The sequence below is a fragment of the Agromyces sp. NDB4Y10 genome (assembly GCF_001620055.1).
Taxonomy (GTDB): domain Bacteria; phylum Actinomycetota; class Actinomycetes; order Actinomycetales; family Microbacteriaceae; genus Agromyces; species Agromyces indicus.
The window spans coordinates 25413-42405 of sequence record NZ_LQGY01000037.1; the positions used below are offsets into that span (position 1 = coordinate 25413).

At 68.2% G+C, this 16993-nt stretch carries 28 protein-coding genes; 1 reads left to right on the forward strand and 27 read right to left on the reverse strand.

Annotated features, from left to right (window positions below):
* Window positions 1–106 precede the first annotated feature (106 nt).
* From rplO to rpsJ, 20 genes are all read right to left on the reverse strand, one after another.
* Window positions 107–766: a 50S ribosomal protein L15 gene (gene rplO, locus AVP42_RS09885; RefSeq protein WP_082847155.1), complete on the reverse strand. Its 660-nt coding sequence runs from the start codon at window positions 764–766 to the stop codon at window positions 107–109.
* Entirely contained in the window at window positions 766–951 is a 186-nt protein-coding gene (gene rpmD / locus AVP42_RS09890) for a 50S ribosomal protein L30 (RefSeq protein ID WP_067948559.1), read from the reverse strand. Before rpmD ends, rplO begins: the two co-directional genes overlap by 1 nt.
* Window positions 951–1646 carry a 30S ribosomal protein S5 gene (gene rpsE / locus AVP42_RS09895; protein ID WP_067948561.1) on the reverse strand — a complete coding sequence of 232 codons (696 nt, stop codon included), beginning with the start codon at window positions 1644–1646 and terminating at the stop codon, window positions 951–953. The genes rpmD and rpsE overlap by 1 nt, the downstream gene beginning before the upstream one ends.
* Window positions 1643–2002: a 50S ribosomal protein L18 gene (rplR, locus tag AVP42_RS09900; RefSeq protein WP_067948563.1), complete on the reverse strand. Its 360-nt coding sequence runs from the start codon at window positions 2000–2002 to the stop codon at window positions 1643–1645. Before rplR ends, rpsE begins: the two co-directional genes overlap by 4 nt.
* 2 nt (window positions 2003–2004) lie before the next feature.
* Window positions 2005–2541, reverse strand: a complete 537-nt coding sequence (gene rplF, locus AVP42_RS09905) for a 50S ribosomal protein L6 (protein ID WP_067948564.1) — start codon at window positions 2539–2541, stop codon at window positions 2005–2007.
* Window positions 2542–2545: 4 nt separating this feature from the next.
* The gene (gene rpsH, locus AVP42_RS09910) at window positions 2546–2944 is read right to left on the reverse strand and encodes a 30S ribosomal protein S8 (RefSeq protein WP_067948566.1); all 399 of its coding nucleotides are present in this window, start codon (window positions 2942–2944) and stop codon (window positions 2546–2548) included.
* A 153-nt stretch (window positions 2945–3097) separates the two neighbouring features.
* Window positions 3098–3688 carry a 50S ribosomal protein L5 gene (rplE, locus tag AVP42_RS09915; protein WP_067948568.1) on the reverse strand — a complete coding sequence of 197 codons (591 nt, stop codon included), beginning with the start codon at window positions 3686–3688 and terminating at the stop codon, window positions 3098–3100.
* On the reverse strand, window positions 3688–4047 hold the full coding sequence (gene rplX, locus AVP42_RS09920) for a 50S ribosomal protein L24 (protein WP_067948569.1): 360 nt from the start codon (window positions 4045–4047) through the stop codon (window positions 3688–3690). Before rplX ends, rplE begins: the two co-directional genes overlap by 1 nt.
* Window positions 4048–4049: 2 nt before the next feature.
* Window positions 4050–4418 (reverse strand): 50S ribosomal protein L14, encoded by a 369-nt coding sequence (gene rplN / locus AVP42_RS09925; protein WP_067948571.1) that lies wholly within the window; start codon window positions 4416–4418, stop codon window positions 4050–4052.
* Between the two features lie 33 nt (window positions 4419–4451).
* Entirely contained in the window at window positions 4452–4766 is a 315-nt protein-coding gene (gene rpsQ, locus AVP42_RS09930; RefSeq protein WP_067948573.1) for a 30S ribosomal protein S17, read from the reverse strand.
* A gap of 2 nt (window positions 4767–4768) precedes the next feature.
* Window positions 4769–5092, reverse strand: coding sequence for a 50S ribosomal protein L29 (gene rpmC / locus AVP42_RS16900; protein ID WP_067948575.1), 324 nt, complete (start codon window positions 5090–5092; stop codon window positions 4769–4771).
* Entirely contained in the window at window positions 5092–5511 is a 420-nt protein-coding gene (gene rplP, locus AVP42_RS09940) for a 50S ribosomal protein L16 (protein ID WP_067948577.1), read from the reverse strand. The genes rpmC and rplP overlap by 1 nt, the downstream gene beginning before the upstream one ends.
* Window positions 5512–5513: 2 nt before the next feature.
* Complete coding sequence (gene rpsC, locus AVP42_RS09945; protein ID WP_067948578.1) at window positions 5514–6263, reverse strand: 30S ribosomal protein S3; 750 nt, start codon at window positions 6261–6263, stop codon at window positions 5514–5516.
* Entirely contained in the window at window positions 6263–6628 is a 366-nt protein-coding gene (gene rplV, locus AVP42_RS09950) for a 50S ribosomal protein L22 (protein ID WP_067948581.1), read from the reverse strand. Before rplV ends, rpsC begins: the two co-directional genes overlap by 1 nt.
* 25 nt (window positions 6629–6653) lie before the next feature.
* Complete coding sequence (rpsS, locus tag AVP42_RS09955; protein WP_067948583.1) at window positions 6654–6935, reverse strand: 30S ribosomal protein S19; 282 nt, start codon at window positions 6933–6935, stop codon at window positions 6654–6656.
* A gap of 15 nt (window positions 6936–6950) precedes the next feature.
* The gene (rplB, locus tag AVP42_RS09960) at window positions 6951–7787 is read right to left on the reverse strand and encodes a 50S ribosomal protein L2 (RefSeq protein WP_067948585.1); all 837 of its coding nucleotides are present in this window, start codon (window positions 7785–7787) and stop codon (window positions 6951–6953) included.
* Window positions 7788–7806: 19 nt separating this feature from the next.
* The gene (gene rplW, locus AVP42_RS09965; RefSeq protein WP_067948587.1) at window positions 7807–8109 is read right to left on the reverse strand and encodes a 50S ribosomal protein L23; all 303 of its coding nucleotides are present in this window, start codon (window positions 8107–8109) and stop codon (window positions 7807–7809) included.
* Window positions 8106–8759 (reverse strand): 50S ribosomal protein L4, encoded by a 654-nt coding sequence (gene rplD / locus AVP42_RS09970; protein WP_067948589.1) that lies wholly within the window; start codon window positions 8757–8759, stop codon window positions 8106–8108. Before rplD ends, rplW begins: the two co-directional genes overlap by 4 nt.
* Before the next feature lie 2 nt (window positions 8760–8761).
* Complete coding sequence (gene rplC / locus AVP42_RS09975; RefSeq protein WP_067948591.1) at window positions 8762–9418, reverse strand: 50S ribosomal protein L3; 657 nt, start codon at window positions 9416–9418, stop codon at window positions 8762–8764.
* 8 nt (window positions 9419–9426) lie between these two features.
* Complete coding sequence (gene rpsJ, locus AVP42_RS09980; protein WP_017201594.1) at window positions 9427–9735, reverse strand: 30S ribosomal protein S10; 309 nt, start codon at window positions 9733–9735, stop codon at window positions 9427–9429.
* Window positions 9736–10248: 513 nt separating this feature from the next.
* Here rpsJ and AVP42_RS09985 point away from each other — a divergent pair.
* Window positions 10249–10725 (forward strand): OsmC family protein, encoded by a 477-nt coding sequence (locus AVP42_RS09985; protein WP_067948593.1) that lies wholly within the window; start codon window positions 10249–10251, stop codon window positions 10723–10725.
* A gap of 67 nt (window positions 10726–10792) precedes the next feature.
* On the opposite strand, the gene tuf is transcribed toward AVP42_RS09985, so the two are convergent.
* From tuf to AVP42_RS16690, 7 genes are all read right to left on the reverse strand, one after another.
* Window positions 10793–11986, reverse strand: coding sequence for an elongation factor Tu (gene tuf / locus AVP42_RS09990; protein ID WP_067948595.1), 1194 nt, complete (start codon window positions 11984–11986; stop codon window positions 10793–10795).
* Between the two features lie 114 nt (window positions 11987–12100).
* A complete protein-coding gene (fusA, locus tag AVP42_RS09995; protein ID WP_067948597.1) occupies window positions 12101–14215 on the reverse strand; it encodes an elongation factor G in 2115 nt (704 codons plus the stop codon).
* 127 nt (window positions 14216–14342) lie between these two features.
* Window positions 14343–14813, reverse strand: coding sequence for a 30S ribosomal protein S7 (gene rpsG / locus AVP42_RS10000; protein ID WP_067948599.1), 471 nt, complete (start codon window positions 14811–14813; stop codon window positions 14343–14345).
* The gene (gene rpsL, locus AVP42_RS10005) at window positions 14813–15187 is read right to left on the reverse strand and encodes a 30S ribosomal protein S12 (RefSeq protein ID WP_022889720.1); all 375 of its coding nucleotides are present in this window, start codon (window positions 15185–15187) and stop codon (window positions 14813–14815) included. The genes rpsG and rpsL overlap by 1 nt, the downstream gene beginning before the upstream one ends.
* Window positions 15188–15495: 308 nt before the next feature.
* Complete coding sequence (locus tag AVP42_RS10010; protein WP_067948602.1) at window positions 15496–16143, reverse strand: spermidine/putrescine ABC transporter substrate-binding protein; 648 nt, start codon at window positions 16141–16143, stop codon at window positions 15496–15498.
* Between the two features lie 72 nt (window positions 16144–16215).
* Window positions 16216–16692, reverse strand: coding sequence for a DUF6121 family protein (locus AVP42_RS10015; protein WP_067948604.1), 477 nt, complete (start codon window positions 16690–16692; stop codon window positions 16216–16218).
* A gap of 9 nt (window positions 16693–16701) precedes the next feature.
* On the reverse strand, window positions 16702–16993 hold a 292-nt coding region (locus AVP42_RS16690), incomplete at its 5' end, for a hypothetical protein (protein WP_197466999.1).

Here is a 16993-nt window from a genome sequence, read left to right on the forward strand (position 1 = left end):
TGTTGCTCCGTCGTGGAGTCAGTCGTTATGCGGCTCGAGCCTGTCGAGACCCCCGTGAATCATACGCGAGGTCCCGACAGGCCCGAACTCGTTGTGGTGCAGCGGCCTACTTGACCGAACCGCCGGCGGCGACGATCTTCTGCTCGGCGGAGCCGGAGACCTTGTCGACCGCGACGTTGAGCTTCACCTGGATGTCACCGTTGCCGAGCACCTTGACGCGCTCGTTCTTGCGGACGGCACCCTTGGCCACCAGGTCGTCGACGGTGACGTCGCCGCCCTTGGGGTAGAGCTCGGCCAGCTTCTCCAGGTTGACCACCTGGTACTCGACCCGGAACGGGTTCTTGAAGCCGCGCAGCTTCGGCGCACGCATGTGGTACGGAAGCTGCCCGCCCTCGAAGCCGGGGCGGATGTTGTTGCGGGCCTTCGAGCCCTTCGTGCCGCGACCGGCGGTCTTGCCCTTCGAACCCTCACCGCGTCCGACGCGGGTCTTGTCCTTCTTGGCACCGGGCGCCGGGCGCAGGTGGTGCACCTTCAGCACGGGCTCGCGCACGGCGTCGTCGGCGGCCTTGGGGGCGGCCTTCTTCGCCGGGGCCTTCTTCGCCGGAGCCTTCTCGGCCGCGGTGTCGTCCGCCTTGGCGGACTTGGCCGGGGCCTTCTTCTCGGCGGCCTTGGCCGGAGCCTTCTTCTCAGCGGCGGCCTTGGCCGGCGCCTTCTTCGCGGGAGCCTTCTTCGGGGTCTCCTCGGTTGCCTTCTTGTCGTCGGCCATTAGTCGATCTCCTCAACCTTCACGAGGTGGGCGACCGTCTTCACGTAACCGCGGTTCTGCGGCGTGTCCTCGCGGACGACGGAGTCGCCGATGCGCTTCAGTCCGAGGCTGCGGAGCGTGTCGCGCTGGTACTGCTTCTCGCTCACCTTGGACTTGATCTGGGTCACCTTGAGCTGCTTGGCCATCAGGCACCTGCCTTCGCTGCTGCGGCGGCCTCGGCCGCCTGGGCCTCGGCACGCAGCAGACGGGCCGGGGCGACCTCGTCGTAGTCGAGACCACGACGGGCGGCGACGGCGCGGGGCTCCTCGAGCTGCTTCAGCGCCTCGACCGTGGCGTGCACGATGTTGATGGTGTTCGACGAACCGAGCGACTTGCTCAGCACGTCGTGGATGCCCGCGCACTCGAGCACGGCGCGGACCGGACCACCGGCGATGACACCGGTACCGGGGCCGGCCGGACGCAGGAGGACGACACCGGCGGCCGCCTCGCCCTGCACCGGGTGCGGGATGGACGAACCGACGCGGGGAACGCGGAAGAAGTTCTTCTTCGCCTCCTCGACGCCCTTCGAGATCGCGGTCGGCACCTCGCGGGCCTTGCCGTAGCCGACGCCCACGAGGCCGTTGCCGTCGCCCACGACGACGAGCGCCGTGAAGCTGAAGCGGCGGCCGCCCTTGACGACCTTCGACACGCGGTTGATGGTGACGACGCGCTCGAGGAACTGGCTCTTCTCGGCGTCGCGGTCGCGACGGTCACGGCCCTGGCCGCGGTCGCGGCCGCCACGACGGCCCTCGCGCTCGTTGCGCTGCGGCTCCGAGGAAGCTGCCGTCTCGACGGGTGCCTCTGCGGTCACCTCGGTCTCCTTCACAGTGTTCTCGCTCACAGGTTCAGCCCTGCCTCTCGCGCTCCGTCGGCGATCGCTGCGACACGACCGGCGTACTTGTTGCCGCCGCGGTCGAACACGACCGACTCGATGCCCGCCTGCTTGGCCCGCTCGGCGACGAGCTCGCCGACCTTCTTGGCCTTGGCGGTCTTGTCACCGTCGAACGCGCGGAGGTCGGCCTCCATGGTCGAGGCGGATGCCACGGTGTGGCCCTTGCTGTCGTCGACGACCTGCACGAAGACGTGGCGGGCCGAGCGCGTCACCACGAGACGCGGGCGCAGCTCGGTACCGACGATCTTCTTGCGAAGCCGGGTGTGGCGGCGCGAACGCGCAGCCGACTTGCTCTTGACGGCCATGATTACTTACCAGCCTTTCCGGCCTTGCGACGCACGACCTCGCCGGCGTAGCGGATGCCCTTGCCCTTGTAGGGCTCGGGCTTCTTGATCTTGCGGATGTTGGCGGCGGTCTCGCCGACGGCCTGCTTGTCGATGCCCGAGACGGTGATCTTGTTGTTGCCCTCGACCGTCAGGGTGATGCCGACCGGCGGCTCGACGGTGACCGGGTGCGAGAAGCCGAGCGCGAACTCGACCGAGGAGCCCTTCTGGGCGACGCGGTATCCGGTGCCGACGATCTCGAGGCCCTTGGAGTAGCCCTGGGTGACGCCGATGATGTTGTTCGCGATGAGGGTGCGCGTGAGGCCGTGCAGCGAACGCGAGTCGCGCTCGTCGTCGGGGCGGGTGACGAGGACCTGGTTCTCCTCGACCTTGACCTCGATGGGCTGCGCCACGGTGAGCGCGAGCTCGCCCTTCGGGCCCTTCACGGTGACGGCGCGGCCGTCGACCTTCACGTCGACACCGGCGGGGATGTCGATGGGGAGTCGTCCGATTCGTGACATGGAACTACCACACGTAGGCGAGGACTTCCCCACCCACGCCCTTCTTCTCGGCCTGGCGGTCGGTGAGCAGACCGCTGGAAGTGGACAGGATCGCGACGCCGAGGCCGCCGAGCACCTTGGGGATCTCGGTCGACTTGGCGTAGACGCGGAGGCCGGGCTTCGACACGCGCTTGATGCCCGCGATCGAACGCTCGCGGTTCGGGCCGAACTTGAGCTGCAGCGTGAGCGTCTTGCCCACGCGCGCGTCGGTGACCTCGAAGCCGGCGATGTAGCCCTCGCTCTTGAGGATCTCCGCGATGTGCGCCTTCAGCTTGGAGTGAGGCATCGACACGGAGTCGTGGTGCGCCGAGTTCGCGTTGCGCAGGCGCGTCAACATGTCAGCGACCGGGTCGGTCATCGTCATGACGGATGTTTCCTAACGTTCACCAGGTTTCAGGACCCGTTACACGGGGACTGACCTGTGGTGGTGGCGGGACGCGGTTGCGAACCGCCGGATGCCGGAGCCGGCCGGACCTCGGGAGAGGCCCGGCCAGCGGGCACAAACTCGTAGAGTCTACTACGCGTTGTCGGTCGACTTGAACGGGAAGCCGAGCGCCCTGAGCAGCGCACGACCCTCGTCGTCGGTCTTGGCAGTGGTCACCACGGTGATGTCCATGCCGCGGACGCGGTCGATCTTGTCCTGGTCGATCTCGTGGAACACGGACTGCTCCGTGAGACCGAAGGTGTAGTTGCCGTTGCCGTCGAACTGCGCGTCCGAGAGCCCGCGGAAGTCGCGGATACGGGGCAGCGCGAGCGAGAGCAGGCGGTCGAGGAACTCCCACATGCGGTCGCCGCGCAGCGTCACGTGGGCGCCGATGGGCTGACCCTCGCGGAGCTTGAACTGGGCGATCGACTTGCGGGCCTTGGTGACCTGCGGCTTCTGACCGGTGATGCGGGTCAGGTCGGCGATGGCGCCGTCGATGACCTTGCCGTCACGGGCCGCCTCGCCGACGCCCATGTTCACGACGATCTTCACGAGGCCGGGGACCTGGTGCGGGTTGGCGTAGCCGTTCGCCTCGGTCAGCGACTTCGTGATCTCGGTCTGGTACTTCTGCTTGAGGCGCGGCTGGATCTTGCCAGCCGGCGCGGCAGTTGCGGTGTCGGTCATTACAGGTCCTTACCTGACTTCTTCGCGTAGCGGACGCGGACGGTCTTCTCGACGCCGTCCTTCGTCACGGTCTCGTTGCGGAAGCCGACGCGGGTCGGCTTCTTCGTCTCGGGGTCGACGAGCGCGACGTTCGACACGTGGATCGGAGCCTCGTGGGTCTCGATGCCGCCGGTCTTCGTGCCGCGCTGCGTCTGGCCGACGCGCACGTGCTTGGTGACGTAGTTCACGCCCTCGACGACGACGCGGTTCTGGTCGACGAGCACCTCGATGACCTTGCCCTGCTTGCCGCGGTCTCCGCCGCGAGCCTGGCTGCGGCCCGAGATGACCTGGACGAGGTCGCCCTTCTTGATCTTCGCCATGGTTACAGCACCTCCGGCGCCAGCGAGATGATCTTCATGAACTTCTTGTCGCGGAGCTCCCGGCCGACCGGCCCGAAGATGCGGGTGCCACGGGGGTCACCGTCGTTCTTGAGGATCACCGCGGCGTTCTCGTCGAACTTGATGTAGGAGCCGTCGGGACGACGGGTCTCCTTCACGGTGCGGACGACGACGGCCTTGACCACGTCGCCCTTCTTCACGTTGCCGCCAGGGATCGCGTCCTTGACGGTGGCGACGATGACGTCGCCGAGGCCCGCGTAGCGGCGGCTGGAGCCACCGAGCACGCGGATGGTGAGCAGCTCCTTGGCACCCGTGTTGTCGGCGACCTTGAGCCGGGATTCCTGCTGAATCACTTCGTACTCCTTCTGAGAGGCAAGCCCTGGGGCTTACTTGGCCTTCTCGACGATCTCGACGAGGCGCCACCGCTTGGTGGCGCTGAGCGGGCGGGTCTCGGAGATCACGACGAGGTCGCCGATGCCGGCGGTGTTCTGCTCGTCGTGCGCCTTGACCTTCGAGGTACGGCGGATGACCTTGCCGTACAGCGGGTGCTTCACGCGGTCCTCGACCTCGACGACGATGGTCTTCTCCATCTTGTCGCTGACGACGTAGCCACGGCGGACCTTGCGGTAGCCGCGGGCGTCGGCGTCCTTGACGTCGTGCTCGGCCGACTCGTGGCCCTTCGTCTCCTTGGCGGTTGCCATGACTAGGCCTCCTTCGTCTCTGCGGCCTCAGCCGTGGCATCCGCCTCGGCCTTGGCCTTCTTGGTCTTCTTGGCCGGGGCGGCGGGCGCCTCGACCGGAGCCGGCGTCGCACGGATGCCGAGCTCGCGCTCACGGATGACCGTGTAGATGCGAGCGATGTCGCGCTTCACGGCACGCAGGCGGCCGTGGCTCTCGAGCTGTCCGGTGGCGGCCTGGAAGCGGAGGTTGAACAGCTCCTCCTTGGCCTTCTTGAGCTCGTCGACGAGACGCTCGTCCTCGAAGGTGTCGAGCTCGACGACAGCGAGCTCCTTGGATCCGACGGCCATTATGCGTCGCCCTCCTCGCGCTTGATGATGCGTGCCTTGAGGGGCAGCTTGTGGATGGCACGGGTCAGGGCCTCGCGAGCGAGTTCCTCGGAGACGCCCGAGACCTCGAAGAGGACGCGACCCGGCTTGACGTTGGCGACCCACCACTCGGGCGAACCCTTACCGGAACCCATGCGGGTCTCGGCCGGCTTCTTCGTGAGCGGACGGTCGGGGTAGATGTTGATCCACACCTTGCCGCCTCGCTTGATGTGACGCGTCATGGCGATACGAGCGGACTCGATCTGACGGTTGGTCACGTAGGCGGGGCTCAGGGCCTGGATGCCGAACTCGCCGAAGGTGACCTTCGTGCCGCCGGTGGCCTGGCCCGAACGGCCGGGGTGGTGCTGCTTGCGGTACTTGACTCGACGGGGAATCAACATGGTTATGCCTCAACTCCTGCGGCCGCCGGCTCCTGCGAACGGGGCGCACGACGGGGACGGTCACTGCGCTCGCGCGACGGCTTCTGGGAGGCCTGCTCGCGGGCGAGTTCCTTGTTGGTGATGTCGCCCTTGTAGATCCAGACCTTCACGCCGATGCGGCCGAAGGTGGTCTTGGCCTCGTAGAAGCCGTAGTCGATGTTCGCGCGGAGCGTGTGCAGCGGCACGCGACCCTCGCGGTAGAACTCCGACCGGCTCATCTCGGCACCGCCGAGGCGGCCCGACACCTGGATCCGGACGCCCTTGGCGCCGGCGCGCTGCGCGCCCTGCAGGCCCTTGCGCATCGCGCGGCGGAAGGCCACGCGGGCGGAGAGCTGCTCGGCGATGCCCTGCGCGACGAGCTGGGCGTCGGCCTCGGGGTTCTTCACCTCGAGGATGTTGAGCTGGATCTGCTTGCCGGTGAGCTTCTCGAGGTCGGCGCGGATGCGCTCGGCCTCGGCGCCGCGGCGGCCGATCACGATGCCGGGACGCGCCGTGTGGATGTCCACGCGGACGCGGTCGCGGGTGCGCTCGATCTCGATGCGCGAGACACCGGCGCGGTCGAGCGACGTCTGGAGCAGGCGACGGATCTTGACATCCTCGGCGAGGTAGTCGGCGTAGCGCTGACCGGGCTTCGTCGAGTCGGAGAACCACCGCGACACGTGGTCGGTGGTGATGCCGAGACGGAAGCCGTACGGGTTGACCTTCTGACCCATTACTTCGTACCCTCCTCGGGCGTGCCGAGCACGACGGTGATGTGGCTCGTGCGCTTGTTGATGCGGAAGGCACGACCCTGCGCGCGCGGCTGGAATCGCTTGAGGGTGGTGCCCTCGTCGACGAATGCGCGCTTGACGTAGAGGTCCTGCTCGTCCAGGTGGGTGTTCGTGGCATCGGCCTTGACGCGAGCGTTCGCGATGGCCGAGGCGACGAGCTTGTACACCGGCTCGCTCGCACCCTGGGGGGCGAACTTCAGGATGGCCAGGGCCTCCTGTGCCTGCTTGCCGCGGATCAGGTTGACGACGCGGCGGGCCTTCATGGGGGTCACGCGGATGTGACGCACGCGTGCGATCGACTCCACCATTTCTCTCCTCCTTCACGCCACCGCGTCAGCGGCGGCGGCCCTTCTTGTCGTCCTTCACGTGTCCACGGAAGGTGCGGGTGGGCGCGAACTCGCCGAGCTTGTGACCCACCATGGTCTCGGTGACGAACACCGGGATGTGCTTGCGGCCGTCGTGCACGGCGATCGTGTGGCCGAGCATGGCCGGGACGATCATCGAGCGACGCGACCACGTCTTGATGACGTTCTTCGAACCCGCTTCGTTCTGCGCGGCGACCTTGCGAAGCAGGTGCTCGTCGACGAAGGGGCCCTTCTTGAGGCTGCGAGGCATCTTCTCTTACTCCTACTAGCGCTTCTTGCCGACGGTGCGACGACGGACGATGAGCTTGTCGCTCTCCTTGTTGGGACGACGCGTGCGGCCCTCGGGCTGGCCCCACGGGCTCACCGGGTGACGACCACCGGAGGTCTTGCCCTCACCACCACCGTGCGGGTGGTCGATCGGGTTCATCGCGACACCGCGGACGGTCGGGCGGACACCCTTCCAGCGCTTGCGGCCGGCCTTGCCCCAGTTGATGTTCGACTGCTCGGCGTTGCCGACCTCGCCGACGGTCGCGCGGCAGCGCGCGTCGACGTTGCGGATCTCGCCCGACGGCAGGCGGAGCTGCGCGTAGGGGCCGTCCTTCGCCACGAGGCGCACCGACGCACCGGCCGAACGCGCCAGCTTCGCGCCGCCGCCGGGGCGGAGCTCGATGGCGTGCACGACGGTACCCGTCGGGATGTTGCGCAGGGGCAGGTTGTTGCCGGGCTTGATGTCGGCGCCGGGGCCCGACTCGACCGGGTCGCCCTGCTGCAGCTTGGTCGGCGCGAGGATGTAGCGCTTGGTGCCGTCCACGAAGTGGAGCAGCGCGATGCGCGCGGTGCGGTTGGGGTCGTACTCGATGTGAGCGACCTTGGCCGGCACGCCGTCCTTGTCGTTGCGCTTGAAGTCGATGACGCGGTACTGGCGCTTGTGGCCACCGCCGATGTGGCGGGTGGTGATGCGGCCCTGGTTGTTGCGGCCACCGGTCTTCGACAGCGGGCGGAGCAGCGACTTCTCGGGCGTCGAGCGCGTGATCTCGGCGAAGTCGGCGACCGACGAACCGCGACGACCCGGGGTCGTGGGCTTGTACTTGCGAATAGCCATAGTGAGTTTCCTCTGCTCCTTAGCCGACAGCCGTGAAGATGTCGATCGAGCCGGACTTGAGGGTGACGATCGCGCGCTTGGTGTCCTTGCGCTTGCCGATGCCGAAGCGCGTGCGACGCGTCTTGCCCTGGCGGTTCAGGGTGTTGATCGAGGCGACCTGGACGTTGAAGATCTTCTCGATCGCGAGCTTGATCTCGGTCTTGTTCGCACGGGGGTCCACGATGAACGTGTACTTGCCCTCGTCGATCAGGTTGTAGCTCTTCTCAGAGACGACCGGCGCGATGATGATGTCGCGCGGGTCCTTGTTGTGCGCGGCGCTCATGCGGAGACCTCTTCCTTCTTCGCCGTCTTCGCGGCGATGAACGCCTCGAGCGCGGCCTGGCTGAAGACGATGTCGTCGGCGACGAGCACGTCGTAGGCGTTCAGCTGGTCGACCGGCAGGACGTGCACGGTCGGGATGTTGCGCACGACGCGCTCCGACAGCTCCTCGTCGCGGGTGAGGACGACGAGCTGGTGCTTCGACGGCGAGATGCCGGCGAGGAGCGCCACGGCGTCCTTCGTCTTGGGGGTGTCGCTCGCGAACGAGGTGACCGCGTGGACGCGGCCGCCGCGGGCCCGGTCGGAGAGGGCGCCGAGCAGGGCTGCGGCGATCATCTTCTTGGGGGTGCGCTGCGAGTAGTCGCGCGGCTGCGGGCCGTGGACGACGCCACCGCCGGTCATGTGCGGCGCGCGGATCGAGCCCTGGCGGGCGCGGCCCGTGCCCTTCTGCTTGAAGGGCTTGCGGCCGGCGCCGGAGACCTCGCCGCGGCGCTTGGTCTTGTGCGTGCCCTGGCGCGCGGCGGCGAGCTGGGCGACGACGACCTGGTGGATGAGCGGCACGTTCGTCTGCGCGTCGAAGAGCTCGGCGGGCAGCTCGGCCGTACCGGCCTTCTTACCGGTGACGTCGAGGACGTCGATGGTGGGGGCGGCCATGGTCAGGCTCCCTTCACAGCGTTGCGGACGAACACGAGACGGCCGCGCGCACCGGGGACGGCGCCCTTGACGAGCAGCAGGCCCTTCTCGGCGTCGACCGCGTGCACGCGGAGGTTGAGGACGGTCACGCGCTCGCCGCCCATGCGGCCGGCCATGCGCATGCCCTTGAAGACGCGGCTCGGGGTCGACGAGGCGCCGATCGAACCGGGCTTGCGGTGGTTGCGGTGCGCACCGTGCGACGCGGAGACGCCCGCGAAGTTGTGGCGCTTCATGACACCGGCGAAGCCCTTGCCCTTGGAGGTGCCGACGACGTCGACCAGCTGGCCGGCCTCGAAGGTGCCGTCGACCGTGAGCTCCTGGCCGAGCGAGTACTCGGCGGCGTCAGCGGTGCGGATCTCGGTGACGTGGCGGCGCGGGGTCACGCCGGCGGCGTCGAAGTGGCCGGTGAGCGGCTTGGTGACCTTGCGCGGGTCGATGGCGCCCGCGGCGATCTGGATGGCGGTGTAGCCGTCCTTCTCGGGGGTGCGGAGCTGCGTGACCACGTTGGGGGCGATCTCGATGACGGTGACCGGGATGAGCTTGTTGTTCTCGTCCCACACCTGGGTCATGCCGAGCTTGGTGCCGAGCAGACCCTTCACGTTCTTGGTAGTGGCGGACATGTCGTACCTCAGAGCTTGATCTCGATGTTGACGTCGGCCGGAAGGTCGAGACGCATGAGCGAGTCGACGGCCTTGGGCGTCGGGTCCACGATGTCGATCAGGCGCTTGTGGGTGCGCATCTCGAAGTGCTCGCGGCTGTCCTTGTACTTGTGGGGCGAACGGATGACGCACACCACGTTCTTCTCGGTCGGAAGCGGCACGGGGCCGACGACCGTGGCGCCCGCGCGGGTCACCGTGTCGACGATCTTGCGCGCCGAGGTGTCGATGACCTCGTGGTCATACGACTTCAGTCGAATGCGGATCTTCTGTCCCGCCATTGCTGACTCTCTCTCTGTCAAGGCGTCTTACCCCTTCCGAGGGCATCGGACGCCGCGTAGCTACTCCGTGTGAAGCACCACTGTTCTTCTGTCAAAGGCCGGTGATCGAGCCTGTCGAAGCCACCCCGCTGACGCGGTGGCCTCGGCACGCTCGACCTTCGAACCCCACCGACCCCCGCGCTCGGGCGTGTCGCACTCGCGCGTTCGGGCATGGCGGACCCATGCTCGAAGTGGTTGTCGGTTGTGTGTCCTGCTGCCCGCGGCCTAGCCTGACCCGTACTCGCCCATCTGGGCCTTCCGGTGGCTATGCACTGCCTGGCAGTGATTCGAACGGCACGCAGCAAGGCACGCCGTTCGAAATGTTGAACTAGAAGAGTTTGCCACAGCGGCCGCGTGCGTGCAACCCGGGCGTGTCGCGCCCCGCCGGCTCACTGCGACCTCCCAGCCGAGCGGATGCCGCGCACCTCGCGCCGTGGTGGAATCGGATGGGGAACCGCCCGACAGGAGGACGCGATGAGCGAGCAGACGACCGAGCACGTGCACCAGGTGAGCGAGCGGATCGGACCGGGCAGTGTCTCGGTCGCCCGCGTCGCCCCGCGGCGATACGTGGGCCTCAACGAGAAGGGCGCGACCGTGCAGATCGGCGGCGCCGAGCTCGAGGGCGAGCACTTCACCCCGGGCGAGCTGCTGAAGCTCGCGCTGGCCGGCTGCGTGGGCCTCAGCGTCGACCGGGTGGCCTCCCGGCGCCTCGGCGACGACTTCGAGATGACGGTGTGGGCCCACGGCAGTTCCGACGCGGAGTCCAACCGCTACCAGCGCATCGCGGAGGAGGTCCTCGTGGACCTGTCCATGCTCGAGCCGGACGACCGCGCCAAGCTCGTGGGCATCATGGCCCGGGCGATCGAGAAGGGCTGCACGGTGGGCCGGAGCGTCGAGGGCGCCATCGACGTCGACACCGAGATCGACGGGACCCACCTCCCGGCGCACTGACCGCGGACACGACGAAGGGGGCCGGGCCGAAGCCCGACCCCCTTCTGAGGTCGCTGTCGCGGAGACCTTACTTGATGATCTTCGTGACGGTACCGGCGCCGACGGTCCGGCCACCCTCGCGGATGGCGAAGCCGAGGCCCTCCTCCATGGCGATCGGCTGGATGAGCTCGACCGTCATGTCGGTGGTGTCGCCGGGCATGACCATCTCGGTGCCCTCGGGCAGCGTGATGACGCCGGTGACGTCGGTGGTGCGGAAGTAGAACTGCGGACGGTAGTTCGCGTAGAACGGGTTGTGACGGCCGCCCTCGTCCTTCGAGAGGATGTACGCGGTGCCCTCGAAGTTGGTGTGCGGGGTCACCGAGCCGGGGGCCACGACGACCTGGCCGCGCTCCACGTCCTCACGCTTGGTACCACGGAGCAGGAGACCGCAGTTCTCGCCGGCCCAGGCCTCGTCGAGCTGCTTGTGGAACATCTCGATACCCGTGACCGTGGTCTTCTGCGTCGGGCGGATGCCGACGATCTCGACCTCGGAGTTGATCTTCAGCGTGCCGCGCTCGGCGCGACCCGTGACGACCGTGCCACGACCGGTGATGGTGAAGACGTCCTCGATGGGCATGAGGAACGGCTTGTCCTTGTCGCGCACCGGGTCCGGGATGGACTCGTCGACGGCCTCCATGAGGTCGAGGACCGACTGCACCCACTTCTCGTCGCCCTCGAGCGCCTTGAGGCCCGAGACGCGGACGACCGGAGCGTCGTCGCCGGGGAAGCCCTGGCTCGAGAGGAGCTCGCGGACCTCGAGCTCGACGAGCTCCAGGATCTCCTCGTCGTCGACCATGTCGGCCTTGTTCAGCGCGACGAGCAGGTACGGCACGCCGACCTGCTTGGCGAGCAGCACGTGCTCACGCGTCTGGGCCATGGGGCCGTCGGTCGCGGCGACCACCAGGATCGCGCCGTCCATCTGGGCGGCACCGGTGATCATGTTCTTGATGTAGTCGGCGTGACCCGGGGCGTCGACGTGCGCGTAGTGGCGCTTCGGCGTCTCGTACTCGACGTGCGAGATGTTGATCGTGATGCCGCGCTGGCGCTCCTCGGGAGCCGAGTCGATCGACGCGAAGTCGCGCTGCACGTTGGTGGCCGACGGGTACTTGTCGGCGAGCACCTTCGAGATCGCCGCGGTGAGCGTCGTCTTGCCGTGGTCGACGTGACCGATCGTACCGATGTTGACGTGCGGCTTGGTCCGCTCGAACTTGGCCTTAGCCACTGTGGGTCCTCCTCAGGATCCGTGTAGCAGCACCGGGCGCCGGATTGCGACCGGAGTGCTACGGGGGGTTGTGTTGTTATGTTACGCGAACCTGTCGGCTCGTGCGTTCGGGCGCTACTCGCCCTTGTTCTTCTGGACGATCTCGTCGGCGACAGCCTTCGGGACCTCCGCGTAGCTCTCGAACTCCATCGAGTACACGGCGCGTCCCGAGGTCTTCGACCGCAGGTCGCCGATGTAGCCGAACATCTCCGAAAGCGGGACGTGCGCACGCACGACCTTCACGCCGGCGGCGTCCTCCATGGACTGGATCTGGCCGCGGCGCGAGTTCAGGTCGCCGATGACGTCGCCCATGTACTCCTCGGGAGTACGGACCTCGACGGACATCAGCGGTTCGAGCAGGACGGGGTTCGCCTTCCGAGCGGCTTCCTTGAAGCCCATCGAGCCGGCGATCTTGAACGCCATCTCCGAGGAGTCGACGTCGTGGGCGGCGCCGTCGAGCAGGATGCCCTTGACGCCGACCATCGGGTAGCCGGCGAGGATGCCGTACTGCATCGCGTCCTGGAAGCCGGCGTCGACCGAGGGGATGTACTCGCGAGGAACGCGGCCACCCGTGACCTTGTTCTCGAACTCGTACGTCTTGTCGCCCTCGACGGCGAGGGGCTCGATCGCGAACTGGATCTTCGCGAACTGGCCCGAACCGCCGGTCTGCTTCTTGTGCGTGTAGTCGTGCTTCTCGACGGCACGCTTGATCGTCTCGCGGTAGGCCACCTGCGGCTTGCCGACGTTGGCCTCGACCTTGAACTCGCGCTTCATGCGGTCGACGAGGATGTCGAGGTGCAGCTCGCCCATGCCCTTGATGACCGTCTGGCCGGTCTCCTGGTTGAGCTCGGTGCGGAAGGTCGGGTCCTCCTCGGCGAGCTTCTGGATGGCGGTGCCGAGCTTCTCCTGGTCGGCCTTCGTCTTCGGCTCGATGGCCACCTCGATGACGGGCTCCGGGAAGGTCATCGACTCGAGGACGACCTGGTTGTCCGGGTCGCACAGGGTGTCGCCGGTCGTGGTGTCCTTGAGGCCGATCACCGCGTAGATGTTGCCCGCGGTGAGCGAGTCGACCGGGTTCTCCTTGTTGGCGTGCATCTGGAAGATCTTGCCGATGCGCTCCTTCTTGCCCTTGGTCGAGTTGATGACCTGGGCACCGGAGTCGAGGCGACCCGAGTACACGCGCACGTAGGTGAGGCGACCGAAGAAGGGGTGCACCGCGACCTTGAACGCGAGGGCCGAGAACGGCTCGGTCGCGTCGGCGTGGCGCTCGATGACCTTCTCCTCGTCGCGCACGTCGTGGCCCTGGACGGGCGGCACGTCGAGCGGCGACGGGAGGTAGTCGATGACCGCGTCGAGCATGGGCTGCACGCCGCGGTTCTTGAACGCCGAGCCGCAGAGGACCGGGTAGACCTCGGAGTTGATCGTGAGCTTGCGGATCGCGCCCTTGATCTCGTCCTCGGTGAGCTCCTCGCCGCCGAAGTACTTCTCGAGCAGCGCGTCGTCGGTCTCCGCGACGGTCTCGAGGAGCTGCTGGCGGTACTGCTCCGCCTTCTCCTTGAGCTCGGCCGGGATCTCCTGGATCTCGTACTTCGCGCCCATGGTCACGTCGCCCTTGGCGTCGCCGGGCCACACCAGGGCCCGCATGTAGACCAGGTCGATGACGCCGACGAAGTCGTTCTCGGCGCCGATCGGCAGCTGGAGCACGAGCGGCTTCGCGCCGAGGCGCGAGATGATCGTGTCGACGGTGAAGTAGAAGTCCGCGCCGAGCTTGTCCATCTTGTTGACGAAGCAGATGCGGGGCACGTTGTACTTGTCGGCCTGGCGCCAGACGGTCTCGGACTGGGGCTCCACGCCCTCCTTGCCGTCGAAGACGGCGACCGCGCCGTCGAGCACGCGCAGCGAGCGCTCCACCTCGACGGTGAAGTCGACGTGGCCGGGCGTGTCGATGATGTTGATCTGGTTCTTGTTCCAGAAGCACGTGACCGCGGCCGACGTGATGGTGATGCCGCGCTCCTTCTCCTGCTCCATCCAGTCGGTCGTCGACGCGCCGTCGTGCGTCTCGCCGATCTTGTGGTTGACGCCCGTGTAGAACAGGATGCGCTCGGTGGTGGTGGTCTTGCCGGCATCGATGTGGGCCATGATGCCGATGTTGCGGACCTTGTTCAGGTCGGTGAGCACGTCAAGTGCCACGGGGTTCCTCCGGATGAAGTTGGAAGGGGCTTGGGGTGTCGGTGGTCGAGTAGGCCGCTCCGCGGCCGTACCGAGACCTCGCGAGGTCTCGGCACGCGGCTTCGCCGCTACCCGACCACCGGAGTGACTACCAGCGGTAGTGGGCGAAGGCGCGGTTCGACTCGGCCATCTTGTGGGTGTCCTCGCGGCGCTTGACCGCGGCACCCAGGCCGTTCGAGGCGTCGAGGATCTCGTTGGTGAGACGCTCGGTCATGGTCTTCTCGCGGCGGGCCTTGGCGTAGCTGGTGAGCCAGCGGAGCGCCAGGGTGTTCGCACGGTGGGGCTTGACCTCGACGGGGACCTGGTAGGTCGAGCCGCCGACGCGGCGCGACCGGACCTCGAGGGTCGGGCGCACGTTGTCGAGGGCCTTCTTCAGGACCGCGACGGCGTCCTGGCCGGACTTGTTCGCGACGTTCTCGAGCGCCTCGTAGACGATGCGCTGGGCGAGGTCCTTCTTGCCGTCGACGAGGATCTTGTTGACGAGCTGGCTGACGACCGGCGAGCCGTAGACCGGGTCGGCGACGACGGGGCGCTTCGGAGCGGGTCCCTTGCGAGGCATTACTTCTTCTCCATCTTCGCGCCGTAGCGGCTGCGGGCCTGCTTGCGGTTCTTCACGGCCTGCGTGTCGAGCGCACCGCGGATGATCTTGTAGCGCACACCGGGGAGGTCCTTCACACGACCGCCGCGCACGAGCACCATCGAGTGCTCCTGCAGGTTGTGGCCCTCACCGGGGATGTAGGCGGTGACCTCGGTGCCGTTCGAGAGCTTGACACGGGCGACCTTGCGGAGCGCCGAGTTCGGCTTCTTGGGGGTGGTGGTGTACACACGGGTGCACACGCCGCGCTGCTGGGGGTTGGCCTTCAGGGCGGGCGCCTTGGTCTTCGTGACCTTGGGCGAGCGACCCTTGCGGACCAACTGCTGAATGGTTGGCACTGCTTCTCCTTGATGGTGCTGCACGGTGACAGCGTTGATGGGTTTCACATCACGACCCACCGGCACCGCCGAGCGGCGCTGCCGTACGTGGTGGGTATGCCGTGGGGGCGTTCCGGCCTCGGCGGCCGGAGCCCTGGTGTGCGCCATGATGAGAACCCGCATCGTGTCCGATCTCCGGCTGGCGGATCGCGGGCATGAACGAGCGCGCGGCAGAGCGCACACCCGATCAATGGTAATCGGGCGTCACGGTGCGGTCAAATGGCGACGGATGCCGCGGGCACGCCCTGAGCGAACGGACGCCGCCCGGCTCAGCCCGGCCAGCCGGGGGCGTCGAGCTCGCGGTCCAGGTCGGCGAGCAGCTCGGCGACCTGCGGCTCCACGAGCCGCTCGACGGCGTTGGCGATCCGCTGCCGGTGCTGGGCGAGTTCGATGCAGATGCGGCGTCCGAGCTGCTTGGCGAACTCGTCGGCGAGGCGGACCTCCTCGCGCAGGGCCTCCTTCTCCTCGGGGGTGAAGGGACGCGGGGCCGGTTCGAAGGCCTCGGCCGCGGCATCCGCTTCGAGCCCCTGGAGGGTGAACAGGAACGGCGAGCCGGGCGTCGGTTCGGGATCGAGGTCGAGGCCGAGGAACTCCGGATCGAGCCCCTCGCCCGCGCGGTAGGGCCGACGCGCCTTGCGCTCCTCGGCGAGGCGGATCTCGCGATGGAGCATCGGCAGGTTGCGGGCCGTGTAGTCGTCGACCGCGCCGTCGATGATGCCCTTCATGCGCATGCTGAACGCGTGCTGCACGGGGTGGGGCACGTCGGTGTCGAGGCCGGCGGCGGCGAGGATCGGCGATCCGAAGCAGCGCGTGCAGAGCCGCACGCGACCGCGGTGCGTGCCCGGCCTCCATCGCGGCAGCCACGCCAGCCAGCGGTCGACCTCGTGGCTCACGCGAGCCTCGACCGAACCCTCCACGCGGTTCACCCTACTGCGGCGGCCCGGCCGCGGCGCCGAACCCGCGAACGGATGTCGCGCGGGACGCGCGCCTCACTCCTCGCCGTCGCGCTCCCACGGCCACTTCGGGCGCTCGACCCCGCCCTGCTGGGCACGCACGGTGACCGCGGCGAGGAGCGCGACCAGGGCCCCCGTGACGGGGATGATCGCCCCGAAGCCCACGGTCATGAACGACAGCGCGAACAGCAGCGAGGCGAGGATCGTGCCCGTGGCGGCCGCGTACGACACTGTCGCCCCGACGACGCCGGCCGCCCAGGTCGCCAGCACCGCGAGGCCCGCGAGCGACCACGGGCGGAGGCCGCGGCCGAGCCCCCGACCCAGCAGCACGAGCAGGGCGATGACGGATGCCGCGACCGTGAGGGGTGCGACGAGTCGCCCCGCCTCGGGGTCGGGGACGGGCTCGACGTCGGCGAGCAGGCTCACGAACCCGAACGCGGCGACGATGAGTGCGACGTGCAGGGCGGCCGCGAATCCCGCGACGGCCCAGGATGAGGTCGAGTTCGTCGCCATGTCCCGAGCCTACGCCCGGGTGCTCGGAGCGCCTCGGCCCGGCGCGACCCGCGCGGCGCGTCGGGCGAGGGAGGCGAGCGCGGCGATCGAGATCGCCGACATCCCCTGGAGCGCCACGATCGCCCCGACCGCCCTCCCGGTCTCGGGGTCGGTCAGCGCGACGGCGCCGGAGGCGATCGCGCCCAGCCCGGAGACGACCGCGAGGGCGGTGAGGCCCCGCGACCGGAGCCGGTCGGCCCGCGGCGCGCGCGCTCGTCCGCGGCCGCCGGTCCCGGCGAGGATCGCCGCGGCGGCGACCGCC